The sequence below is a fragment of the Methylobacter sp. sgz302048 genome (genome assembly GCF_052162025.1).
Classification (GTDB): domain Bacteria; phylum Pseudomonadota; class Gammaproteobacteria; order Methylococcales; family Methylomonadaceae; genus Methylobacter.
The window spans coordinates 2874272-2886815 of record NZ_CP197401.1 but is presented as its reverse complement, the minus strand read 5'-3'; the positions used below and the strand labels follow the sequence as shown (position 1 = coordinate 2886815).

The 12544-nt window shown below is 55.5% G+C and carries 9 protein-coding genes; 8 read left to right on the top strand and 1 reads right to left on the bottom strand.

Annotated features, from left to right (window positions below; all coding sequences use genetic code 11):
- Positions 1–17: 17 nt before the first annotated feature.
- Positions 18–2441: a Lon protease family protein gene (locus ACTNE6_RS13140; RefSeq protein ID WP_442497051.1), complete on the bottom strand. Its 2424-nt coding sequence runs from the start codon at positions 2439–2441 to the stop codon at positions 18–20.
- Positions 2442–2683: 242 nt separating this feature from the next.
- Between ACTNE6_RS13140 and ACTNE6_RS13135 the strand changes: the two genes are divergently transcribed.
- The 8 genes from ACTNE6_RS13135 to ACTNE6_RS13100 all read left to right on the top strand — a co-directional run bounded on the left by ACTNE6_RS13135 (position 2684) and on the right by ACTNE6_RS13100 (position 12544).
- A complete protein-coding gene (locus ACTNE6_RS13135; RefSeq protein ID WP_442497050.1) occupies positions 2684–3628 on the top strand; it encodes a DnaJ C-terminal domain-containing protein in 945 nt (314 codons plus the stop codon).
- Position 3629: 1 nt separating this feature from the next.
- Positions 3630–3920 (top strand): chaperone modulator CbpM, encoded by a 291-nt coding sequence (locus ACTNE6_RS13130; protein WP_442497049.1) that lies wholly within the window; start codon positions 3630–3632, stop codon positions 3918–3920.
- An 80-nt stretch (positions 3921–4000) separates the two neighbouring features.
- Positions 4001–5812, top strand: coding sequence for a sigma 54-interacting transcriptional regulator (locus ACTNE6_RS13125; RefSeq protein ID WP_442497048.1), 1812 nt, complete (start codon positions 4001–4003; stop codon positions 5810–5812).
- A 286-nt stretch (positions 5813–6098) separates the two neighbouring features.
- A complete protein-coding gene (locus ACTNE6_RS13120) occupies positions 6099–6770 on the top strand; it encodes a hypothetical protein (protein WP_442497047.1) in 672 nt (223 codons plus the stop codon).
- A 467-nt stretch (positions 6771–7237) separates the two neighbouring features.
- Positions 7238–7834, top strand: coding sequence for a hypothetical protein (locus ACTNE6_RS13115; protein WP_442497046.1), 597 nt, complete (start codon positions 7238–7240; stop codon positions 7832–7834).
- A gap of 365 nt (positions 7835–8199) precedes the next feature.
- Positions 8200–9852, top strand: coding sequence for a DHA2 family efflux MFS transporter permease subunit (locus ACTNE6_RS13110; RefSeq protein ID WP_442497045.1), 1653 nt, complete (start codon positions 8200–8202; stop codon positions 9850–9852).
- A gap of 3 nt (positions 9853–9855) precedes the next feature.
- Positions 9856–11319 (top strand): efflux transporter outer membrane subunit, encoded by a 1464-nt coding sequence (locus ACTNE6_RS13105; protein ID WP_442497044.1) that lies wholly within the window; start codon positions 9856–9858, stop codon positions 11317–11319.
- Positions 11312–12544 carry an HlyD family efflux transporter periplasmic adaptor subunit gene (locus ACTNE6_RS13100; protein ID WP_442497043.1) on the top strand — a complete coding sequence of 411 codons (1233 nt, stop codon included), beginning with the start codon at positions 11312–11314 and terminating at the stop codon, positions 12542–12544. Before ACTNE6_RS13105 ends, ACTNE6_RS13100 begins: the two co-directional genes overlap by 8 nt.

Below are 12544 nucleotides of genomic sequence, written 5' to 3'. Positions count from 1 at the left end.
CTATAGGGCTGTGGCGGCTAACCTTCGCTGTTTTTGGGTGTTTCCTGTTGTTCGGCCTTAAGTCGGAATTCCTTGCTGATTGCCGTAAATTGCAATAGCTGGGCTTCAACCTTGCCGTTAAACGATGCCGGCGGATACTTGCCCTGTGCGTCGGCAGCGCCGGCTTCCATTCCGGTCAGCAGTTCAAGCGCCTCATCCACGGTCGTGACGGCGTAGATATTGAACTGGCCGGACTGGGCCGCGTGCACGACGTCCCAGCGCAGCATCAGGTATTTGACATTGGCGGCAGGGATGATCACGCCCTGCGTGCCGGTCAGGCCCTTTTTTAAGCAGATATCGAAGAAGCCTTCGATTTTTTCGTTGACGCCGCCTATCGGCTGGATATGGCCCAGCTGATTCACCGATCCGGTAATCGCCAGATCCTGCCGTAAAGGCACCTGAGCCAGCGAGGACAAGATGACGCATAGCTCGGCCAGCGAGGCGCTGTCGCCTTCGACATGACCGTAGGATTGCTCGAACACTAGGCTGGCGGACAGCGAGAACGGGCTGTTTCGCGCATAGCGCGAGGCGATGAAGCTCGACAGGATCAGTACGCCCTTGGAATGTATGGCTCCGCCCAGTTGGGTTTCGCGTTCGATATCGACCACTTTGCCGCTGCCCAGGCGCGTCGTTGCCGTGATGCGCGACGGCTGGCCAAAGGCGAATTCGCCCAGTTGCAGCACTGACAGGCCGTTGATCTGACCGGCCACTTTGCCTTCGGTGTCGATCAGCACGGTGCCGCGTTCGATGTTTTCGTAGAGCTTCTCCCGGATCATATCCAGCCGGTGAATCTTATGGTCGATGGCTTGCTGGACATCGCTGTTGGCGATCAGGGTATGGCCGTTTTCTTCAGCCCAATGGTCGGATTCCGTCAACAAATCCTTGATGCTGCGCAGGTGCGTCAACAGTTTCTCGGCGTCGCCGGCCATGCGCGAGCTGTGCTCGATGACTCTGGCGACGGCCTGCTGGCTCAATGGGCGCAATTTCTCGCGCCGGGCGATCGTGGCCAGCAGGCGTGCATATTCATGCGTGCTGCTTTCACGGTTGGCGGATGTATCGAAATCGGCGGCGACCTTAAAGAAGTCGGGAAATTCAGGGTCATAGACGCTTAACAGATAATAAAGCAGCGGATCACCGAACAGGATGATCTTTAAATCAACGAGCGGGATGGGCTGCGGCTCCAATGGCGAGGTCGTGATCAGGCTGAGCGTCCGCTCCAGCGGTTCGATGCGGATTTCACCCGCTTGCAGCGTTCTTTTAAGGCTTTCCCAGGCATAAGGCTGAAACAGGATTTTCCGGGCATCGATGATCAGATAGCCGCCGTTGGCTTGATGCAATGCGCCAGGCTTGATCATCGTGAAATCGGTAATCAATGAGCCCATGTGAGCCTGATGGTCGGTATGGCCGATCAGGTTGCTGTAATTGGGCAGGTCTTCGTAGATCACGGGAGCGGCGCGCTTGTTGCTGAAATCCACGATCAGATTGACCTGATAGCGTTTCAGCGGATTCCCTTCCTGCGGCATCTCCAGAAAAGGCAGTGCTTTTTCGCTGTGCGGCACGAAATCCCGGACGTGTTCGATGATGTCTTTCTGGACTTCATTCAGGTAATCGATGACGTCCTGTTGCTTGGCGTATTTCTCGATCAACTCATCAATGGAGTGGTTGACGGCCAAGGCGGCGGTTTCGCGGTTCAATGCCTGGAGTTTGCGCTTGGTCTCCTTGCGCCAGATCGGGAATTTTTTCAGCAGCTGCTGAAGGCGTTCCTGCAAATTAAAAATGGTCTCCTGGATTTTATGCTGCTGCTCTTTATCGAGCTTGTTGAATTGCTCGGGCGTCATCGCGACGCCGTTTTCATCGGCCGGCGCAAATCCGTAACCGGTCACCGTTTCGGTCAGCAGAATATGGGCGTTTTCGGCTTCTTCGCGCAGTCGGTTCAATTCGGTGATTTCCCTTTGGCGCGATTCGCTTTCGAGCTCGCCGGCGCGGGAGCGGTATTCATCACCGTCGAATGCCGCTGGAATGGCGACGCTCAATTCGTCGATCAGTTGCGCCATGTCGTGCTGGAAAACCTTGCCTTGCCCCGGTGATAAGCGGATGGCTGTGGGTTTTGCCGGCTGGCTGAAGTTGTTGACGTAGCACCAATCCGAAGGAACAGGCCGATGGAGGGCTTCGTGCTCGACCAGTTGTTTGATGGTCGTGAACTTGCCGGTGCCGGAAGGCGCCATCGCAAAAATGTTGTAGCCTCTTTTATTGATGCGGATGCCGAACCTGATGGCCTCCAGAGCGCGTTCCTGGCCGACGATAATGTCGATGTCTTCAAGCTCGTCAGTAGAATCGAATTTTAACTGCTCGATGTTGCACGGCTTGTAAAGTTGTGAAGGAGCCAGCGGTGTATTTTTCATGGGATGAACCTTGCTTGGAAACCTTGATTTTTCTTAATTGTTCTAAATGTTTCGTATTCAGGTGCGGGAGAAACTTACCCTGTCACAAAGGCTCCAAATGAAGGCAATGTCGTGATATAAAGACAGTCATGGCTTTATAAAGTTCTTAGCCTTATTCGGGCCTTGTTTCCAGATTATAGCCATATTTGTATGGCGTGCTTAATTTATCCGTTTCTCAAGCTAAAGCAGAGTCAATTAGCCTTATGGAATATAAAGATTATTACAAAATAATGGGTCTCTCCAGGGATGCGACGCCGGAGGAGATAAAACGCGCCTACCGCAAACTGGCCCGCAAATATCATCCCGATGTCAGCAAGGAAGCCAATGCCGAGGCAAAGTTCAAGGAATTGGGCGAGGCCTATGAAGTGCTTAAAGATCCTAAAAAAAAGGCCGCCTATGATCAGGTAGGGCGCGGCTGGCAGGAGGGCCAGCCATTTACGCCGCCGCCTGATTGGGGCTTTGATTTCGGAGTTGACCAGGGGTTTACCGGCACGCAGCCGGGCGGTGGGTTTAGTGATTTTTTTGAAGCGCTGTTTGGCGGCGGTTTCAGGAGGGGACGAAGCGGCGCCTATGGCAGGCAGATGCAGGGCAGCGATCAGCACGCCAAGATTCAGATTGATCTGGAAGATGCCTATCGCGGCGCTGACAGCCTGATTTCATTGAACATGCCGCAAGCAGACAGCCAGGGGCATCTGGTTTCCAACGTGCGCACGCTGAATGTCAAAATTCCGAAAGGCATCAAGGCCGGGCAGCGCATACGCTTGGCCGGGCAGGGCATGCCGGGGGTTGGAGGCGGCGGCAACGGTGATTTGTATCTGGAAATAGAATTCAAGCCCCACCGTTATTTCCGCGCCGAGGGGCGCGATATTCATCTTGATCTGCCGGTGACGCCGTGGGAAGCGGCCTTAGGGGCTACCGTTCCGGTGCCGACGCTGGGCGGCGCCGTCGAAGTGAAAATTCCGCCCGGCTCGCAGGCGGGCAAGCAATTGCGCCTGAAAGGCCGCGGCCTGCCCGGAACGCCTGCCGGCGACCAGTACGTGACATTGAAAATCGTCGCGCCATCGGCCAGAACCGATGAGGCAAAAGCCCTGTATGAGAAAATGGCCAAAGTGATGCCGATGAATCCGCGCGCGGCGATGGGGGTATGAGATGAAAAATGAGATAGTCGTCATTTCCGGTATTGTGCTTGATGAAAGCATGCGCTTCTCGCTGGTTGAATTGTGCGATTTCGCCAAGGCCAGCCCCGACCAGGTCATTGAAATGGTCGAGGAAGGGGTGCTGGAGCCCGAAGGAACTTCTATTTATACCTGGCGTTTCGATACGCATGCCCTGAAACGCCTGCAAATCGCTATGAGGCTGGAACAGGACCTGGGCGTGAATCTGCCGGGCAGCGCGCTGGTGCTGGATTTGCTGGAAGAAATGGAAAGATTGAAGCGATAACCGGTACTTGATGTAAACTGCCATTCCCTTTTGCCGCAGCAGGCCTAAGCCTGCTGTGAAACCTCTTGTGATTTCATTTCATGCTGAAAAAACTGCCACAAAACAGCTTCGCCGAGCACTTGCTGCAACACATGCCTGTTCCGACCTTCGTGCTGGATACCCAGCACCGGGTCGTGATCTGGAATAAGGCCTGCGAGCGGCTGACAGGGCTCAAGGCCGAGGACATGATCGGCACGAGCAGGCATTGGCAGGGATTTTATGCCGAGCCGCGTCCCTGTCTGGCCGATCTGCTGCTCGACCACTCGCTCGGAAAACTGGACAGTCTTTACGAAAAAGCCGGTAATTTGGTATCGGATGCCGGTACGCTGCAAACAGAGAATTGGTGCCCGATGCCGGACGGCCGCAAGCTTTATCTGGTCATCGATGCCGGGCCTATTGTCAATGACAAGGGAGAGATCGTCGCCGTCGTGGAAACCCAGCGCGACAGGACCGAGCAGAAGCTGACCATGCAAGCTTTGGCAGAAAGCGAGCACCGGTTTTCAGCCATCCTGGGATCGGCTATGGACGCCATTGTGGCGATCGACCATCAGCACAACATCACGTTATTCAATGCCGCCGCCCAAAGAATTTTCCGCTGTGCCGCCGACCTCGCCATCGGCCAACCCGTAAAGCGATTTATTGCACCGCATTGCCATACATTGTTCAGGCAATTCCTCAATTTTGACGAGCATACTGTCAAGGCGCCGACCTGGGTGCCGGAAGGTCTCAGTGCGCGCCGCGCTGACGGCGAGGAATTCGCGATCGAAGCGACTTTTTCGCCGCTGGAAGCTGGCGGGCAGCGCCTCTACACCATGATCCTGCGCGATGTGAATGACCGCAGGCTGGCCGAACAGGAATTGGACAGGCTCCAGCTCGAGAAAGGCTATCTGCAGGAAGTGATCGATTACGAGCACAATTTCGGCGAGATCGTCAGCGGCTCGAAGGCCATGCGCGCCGTCTTCGAGCAGTCTCACATGGTGGCCCGCACGGACACGCCGGTGCTGCTGCTGGGCGAGACCGGCACCGGCAAGGAACTGCTTGCGCGCGGCATTCACGACCTCAGCGATCGCAGCGGCGCGATACTGGTCAAGGTCAATTGCGCAGCATTGCCCAGCGAATTGATCGAGAGCGAATTGTTCGGCCATGAGAAAGGCGCTTTTACCGGCGCAACCCAGCAGCGCAAGGGGCGCTTCGAACTGGCGCACGGCGGAACCTTGCTGCTGGATGAGCTGGGCGAGCTGCCGGCGGCGGCCCAGGCCAAACTGCTGCGCGTGCTGCAGGAACAGGAGTTTGAGCGCGTAGGAGGCAGCGAGACGTTGAAGGTCGACGTGCGCGTCATCGCGGCGACTAATCGCAACCTCGCCGACGATGTCGCGGCCGGCCGCTTCCGGGCCGATCTGTATTATCGCCTGAACGTGTTTCCCATCAATATTCCGGCGCTGCGCGAACGCCAGGCCGATATTCCGCTGCTGGCCCGGTTTTTCCTGGCCAAATACGCGAAGAAGTTCGGCAGGCGCATCGACGACATCGATCCGGCCTCTCTGGAATCGCTGCAGAATTACGCATGGCCCGGCAATGTGCGGGAATTGCAGAACGTGATCGAGCGCGCCGTCATTCTCTGCCAGGCGCCGATACTGGAAATCGGCCCATTGCTCAATCCGTACGCCGGCGCCCATATTGTCACAGGCCAGCCGTCTACCATGGAAGAGATGGAGCGCAATCACATTCTGCGCACGCTTGAAGAATCAGACTGGGTCATCTCAGGCTCCAAAGGCGCCGCCGCCAAGTTGGATATGAATCCGAATACCTTGCGTTCACGCATGCTGAAGCTAGGCATAACCCGAAGCCGCTGATAGGTATTTGCAGGCTGGATAAAAACCACGCTGCCGCCCAGGCTCTCCGCCGGCAGCTGAGCGAGTCCAGAAAACACCACTCGACATAGAGGCTTAATCTATTAGTTAGAGAAATTGGCTGGTTTGACTATAAAAAATGGCAATTTTTATTTATAAGATTTATCGCCCAAATGGCTATTGACGGGGACAGTAGGAGCGAATATTCTTTTCGCGCCCGGCTTAAGAAAATTAAAACAAATAGTCGCAGTCGGGATGTTGAAATTCTTTGTTTAATCTAGGAGCTCCCATGAAAAAAATACTTTGTTCTGCCGCGCTCGGTTTGGGCCTGCTCGGAGTCAATGCCGCGCAAGCCTCTCTTGTTACTTATACCGCTCCGGCCGGCGGTTTTACCCATAATACGGCGTCATCAAACTTCCTGACAGCACTTGGTGCCGAAAATGACCATATCAGCTTCGCTGGCGCCACTAATAATGATGGTACAAGCTATTCAACTGATGTGACTTTCTCGACAAAGGCAGGCGCTTTTGGCGGTTCAGATACTGTATCAGTGAATGCCGACGGCGCCTTGGGGGAAATCGGCCCTTACGGATCATGGGATGGCATTCTTAATATCGATTTCCTGGCCAACGGATACACCGTTTCCGGGGTCGGCTTCGGACTGGTCGACTTTGGTAGTCCCCTGGAATCTATTCGTATCTACAACGAAGCCAATATATTAACAGCGACTTTTAACAATCAGTTGTCAGACATATTTAGCTTCTGGGGCATCGTCGCCAACGCGGGCGAGAAGATTGGCCGAGTTGAACTGGATGGAAACTTTTTTGCCATTCAGGATATTTACTTTGCCGAGAATTCTGTTGCAGCCGTGCCTGTTCCTGCCGCTGTCTGGCTGTTCGGTTCCGGCGTATTGGGATTGTTGGGCTTCAATCGCAAGCGCTCTGAGTCGTTAGCGGCATAAAATACCACTCACGATTGCTTAACAAGGACCGCCTCTCGGGCAGCCGAAGGCGGTTTTTTATTGCTCAATTCCCGAGAACCGTCCTTTAGTGCCGGGGATGCCGCCGCAATGTCAAACGTATCCCTATACTCTGAGCCAAGCATACAGGAGATCGGCATAACCAGAAGCAACTCATGTTTTGCCGGGCACTGTCCGTTGCCGGTTAAATAGGTATTCTAAAAAACAGCCAGGGGCGGAGCAGTTAGATGCGCTTGAAATTTTTACTAGGTCTATGGAAAGTAATAGTTTTTAGGGGCCTGTCACATAAATAAGCAATGAGGGTAAATATAATCTCGCAGAGCCCCTACAAGTAAAGTAATTCTTTATATTGGCTATGAATGCTTATCAGCTCATAGGGGTGAGATTCCATAAATTTTAGAGTATCAAAAAATATGGACTTTTAACATTAAGCAACAAGGCAGGATACGATGAAAAAAGTGAAATTAGCGGCGGCTATTTTAGGATTGCTGTCTGTCAGTCAAATCGCAAATTCCGCAACGATTACAAACGGAAACTTTGATTCCGGGCTGACAGGTTGGGGCACTGCGGGTAATGTAACTCTGGATGCCGGCGGTTATGCTGTGTTAAATACATTCTTAGGTATTGATACAAGCGCTTATGGCGGAACCAATGGTTCAATATTGTCGCAGACAGTTAATGCGTTAGCCGGCGATGTTATCTCGTTCAGCTATAGTTTCAATACTGATGATTATTTGCCTTACAACGATTTCGCCCTTATTGCGGGCGATGCTCAATATTTGGTGTCAGATGTCGCTACAGTGGGTAATGGCGATTCCAGCGGCTGGCAGAATTTCTCGTTCACCGCACTCAGCGATTTTTCTGATCTTAAGTTCATTGCCAGCAACCACACTGATACTGCATTCAACTCAACTCTTTTTATAGATAACGTCAGTTCAGGTTCGGTTTCAGCCGTGCCGGTTCCTGCCGCTGTCTGGCTGTTCGGTTCCGGCGTATTGGGATTGTTGGGCTTCAATCGCAAACGTTCTCAGTCGTTAGCGGCATAAAATACCACTCACGATTGCTCAACAAGGACCGCCTTTCGGGTAGCCGAAGGCGGTTTTTTTATTGTTCCAGCATTGTCAAGCCTCAGGAAAATACGGTGAATGTGGAAACGCATGGAGCCGTTTTCTAGTTATCTCCTGCTCAGGTACTCGTACAGGATTAATCAATCCGTCACCGAAAGCAGCAATAATTACGATATTTCGTTATTTAACGATATTAAGTAATTATTCGTAACGTCTTATCGCTGACGCTCTGCCGAAAGTTGATAATAATTTTTTGATTTCATTGGATATTTTTTAATTTTTTTACTTTGGCAGGGAAATTGCTCTTATTGGATATCATAATATTCTAATGAGAGGTTTCCATCATGACTATCGTCCGCAAAAAAGCGCGGCATGTCCCGCCACCAACGAAGCCCGACAGCCTGAATGCGGTCAAGGCGAGCCAAGTCAGCTTGAACAGGACGCATTTTATCCTGCTCAACTTCGCATTGCTGCTCGGAAACATGCTGGTGCTTTTCAATACCGGCGCATTTGCATCCATCAGTTTGCATGCCACCGGCGGACTGGGGGTCAGCCCGAGCCACGCAAGCTGGATGCAGTCGTATTATTTCATCAGCATGGCGATGGCCCTGCCTGTCAGTTCATGGATGGCAGTGCGCTTCGGCAGAGTACGCCTGTTTATTGCGGCCATGATGCTGATGGTTTCGGGATCGCTGCTTTGTTCTGTCACGGATGATTTGATCTGGTTTTTGCTAGGCCGGGTTCTTCAAGGGTTTTTCGGAGGCTTGACGATACCTTTGTCGCAGACCTTGTTGCTGAATGAATATCCGGACTCCAAAAAAGGTTTCGCCGTCGCGCTCTGGAGCATGGCTTCGCTGAGCCCGTTCACGCTGGGGCCGGCGGCAGGCGGCTTGATCGCCGATACACTGGGCTGGCGCTGGCTGTTCTATCTCAATGTGCCGCTGCCGCTTGTTTCGGCGGGGCTGGTTTGGGCCTTGCTGTCCGACCGGATGGATCAACCTGCGAAACTGCCCTTTGACCGTATCGGCTTTCTGTTGCTGGCAGTAGCGCTGGGCTGTTTGCAGACGGTAATGAATCAGGGTCAGGATGCAGACTGGTACAATTCCGGCCTGATCGTATCGCTGGTGCTCATCGGCCTGTTGGCGCTGGCCTGTTTCGTCATTTGGGAGCTGGCCGAACGCCATCCGCTGCTGGACATGCGCCTGTTTGCGCGCCGCAATTTTGTCATCGGATCTATCACCCTGAGCGTGAGCTTTCTGCTCATGTACGGCCTGCTGTCGATTCTGCTGGTGCGCCTGCAATCAGTGGCCGGCTATACCTCATTCATGGTCGGTTCCGTACTGCTGCCTCTGATATTTCTGGCCAAGCCCATGGCTGCCTTTTTCCATCGGATCAGCCATTACTTCGACGCACGCCGGCTGGCCAGCTTGAATCTGGCGAGTTTCGCCGTGTTTTGTTTCTGGACCAGCGATTACGATTTTTTCCGGCGCAACAGTTTGTTCAGCGAATCGCTCGGATCTCAGGTATTGGAAGGTTTTTGTCTGGGCGGGCTGTTTGTGCCGCTCACGACGCTATTCCTGTCCGGACTGACGCCGCGGCGTCAAAATCAGGCTGTGGAGTTGGGTGGCATGTTGCGCGTGCTGGGCGGCAGCATCGCATCGCCGCTGCTCGGCGTGATCTGGGAGCGTCGCGCCGCATTTCATCAGAGCCGATTGATCGAAACGCTGACGTCTTACGATACCTTGGGCAGAGAGACCATCGCTAGCCTGAATGCGGCCGGCATGCATGGTCAGATTGCCACGGCCAAGCTGGCCGGCTTGGCAGGCGGGCATGCCGCTATTCTGGGTCTCAACGACACGTTCCGCCTGGCGGCCTGGATATTTCTGGGACTCGCGGCCCTGGTCTGGTTTGCTCATCCGACTGGCCCTACGCGCCGGCCCTCGCCCAAGCGTGCCCTGCGCGAAACGGCCCTGGAAGCGCTGGTTGAGGAGCCCTAACCGATGCGCAGACAAACTGGTAAACGTCGAACAATAACAGGGTTGCTGACCGGCCTGATGTTGCTGGGCAATGGCTGCGCCCTGCTGCCGGAGGCCGGCAACAGGGCAAAATTGCTGGATATGCCGAGCCTGGAGCAAACCGCGAATGCCGATCCGGCCGTCGAAAAGCGCATCAGGGAATGGCCGAGAGCTCAATGGTGGCGCGACTTTCACAATCCGGAACTGGAGCGGCTGGTGGAAACGGCGTTGAGCGGAAGCCCGGCACTGCGGATTGTCCGGGCCAGACTGGGCCAGGCGCAGGCCGTGGCCGATTATCAGGCCGCCGAGATGCTGCCCAGCGTGGGAGCCAGCGCCGACGTTCATCTGCGCCATTTTTCCGAGACCGACTTCTATGGCCCTACCGGCGGGACAACTGCCGTTGGAGCTTACATTGACCCGCTGGTGTTTCGTTATCATCTCGATCTTTGGGGCAAGGACAGGGCTGCGCTGGAAGCGGCACTGGGCAGGGAGCAGGCGCAGGCGTCGGAACTGGCCGTGGCGAAACTGATTTTGAGCACCTCCATCGCACGCAGCTATTTCCGCTTATGTTCTGCCGAGGACGAGATCAAGCTGGCCCAGGCATTGATTGCCGATGCCGAAGAAATGCTGCGTCTTGCCAAGTTGCGCCGGGATAAGGGCATTGACAAGCAGGATCCTGTCCACGCCGCCGAGCAGAAGCTGGAAGCAGCGCATCAGCGGGAAGCCAGCTTGCGCGCTGAGGCCCGGGTGCTGCGCAACCGGCTGGCCGCGCTGTCGGGGCAGGGGGTGGATTGGGGCAACGTCATCACAACCTCAGAGAGCGCCTTTACCGGGCCGTTCCCGTTGCCCGAGTCATTGTCGATAGGCCTGCTGGCTCACCGGCCGGACGTGGCCGCGGCGCTTTGGCGGGTCAAGGCGGCCGCCAAGTTGGTGAAAGTCGCCGAAACCGAATTTTACCCCGACGTCAACCTGGTGGGTTTCGCAGGCTTGCACAGCCTGAATCTGAAGGACCTGTTCCTTTCCAATGGCGCCAGCGTGGCTTATTCGATCGGGCCGACCGTGACGTTGCCGATCTTCGAAGGCGGGCGCCTGGAAGCCTCCCTGAAGAACGAGCAGGCCGGTTACGATGCCGCCGTGGAAAGTTATAACGAAGCCTTGCTGAACGCGGTGCAGCAAGTGGCCGATGCGCTGGCGCACTGGCGCAAAAGCCGGGAACATGACGAGGCCCAGGAGCGGGCGTTGCACGCCGCCGAGGCGGAAGCCGCGCTGAACGAAAAACGTTTTCGGGCCGGCCTCAATACGCGCGACAGCGAGATCGAGGCTGATATGCAGATGATCGAACAGCAACTGAAACTCAGCGAGTTACAAGCCGGACATCTTCAGGCGGCGGTCGGGCTGATCGAAGCTCTGGGCGGCGGTTACGAAAGCAAGGCAACACAGTATGAATAAAACGCAAGACAGCAAAATCAGTCCGCTTAAAATGACGCCGAGAGTGGCGGCCAAACGCCGTCGACGGTGGCGGGATCTGCGGGCGCGCCGTCTGGCTCTGGTTGCCTCGGTAGCCGGCCTGGCCGGGCTTGTTTATTTGAGCTACTGGCAGTTCCATAACCGGCATTTCGTGGTTACCAATGATGCCTACGTCACCGGCAATCTGGCCTCGTTGAAGGCGCAGACCAGCGGCACGATCGTGGATGTGCGCGTCGACAATACGCAATACGTGCACGAGGGTGACGTACTGATGCGTCTTGATGGCCTGGATGCCCAGGTTGCTCTGGAGCGGGCGCAGGCCGATCTGGCCGAGGCCGTGCGTCAGGTTGAAATCCTGTTCAGCAAGGTTGAGACGCTGCGCCAGCGGCTTGCCGAAAAGGAAGCTGCGCTCAATCGAAGCCGCCGCGACCTCGCGCGCTACCGTAGCGTGGCCGAAGACGGCGCCGTTTCGGCGCAGCAGATCGAGGATACGCAGTTCCTCGTTCTCGAACTCGAAGCCGCCATCAGGCAGATCCGCGCCGAACTGAGCGGGGCCGAGGCCCTGGTGCATGGCGCCGGTCTGGTTGACAATCCCAAGGTCCAGCAGGCCGCCGCGGCCCTCAAACGGGCCTATCTGGACCGGGTCAGGCAGGACATCGTGGCGCCGGTGTCGGGATTCGTCGCCAAACGCAGCATTCAGCCCGGTGAACAGGTGCGGCCGGATACGCCGCTGCTGGCTATCGTGCCGTTGGATTATTTATGGATAGAGGCCAACTTTCTGGAAAGCGAATTGACTTTCGTGCAGCCGGGACAGCCGGTCGAAATCACCGTCGATCTGTACGGGACGGATGTGGTCTATCACGGCGAGGTGCTCGGACTGGGCGCAGGCACCGGCAGCGTATTCGGCCTGCTGCCGCCGGAAAACGCCACCGGCAACTATATCCATATCAGCGAGCGCGTGCCCGTGAGGATCAGCCTGAATCCGGAGGAACTGCGCGCGCATCCGTTGCGTCCCGGACTTTCGGCAATCACGCGCATCGATACCCGCAAGCCGGGGCGCTCAGTGCTGGAGCCTTTGACTACGACGCCGCCGGGAACGTATATGACCGATGTTTATGATGCCCAGCTCGAAGGAGCCGATGCCCTGATTGATAAGATAATCGAGGATAACCGGCTGCCCGGTGCGGCAAGGATTGCGGATCAATGA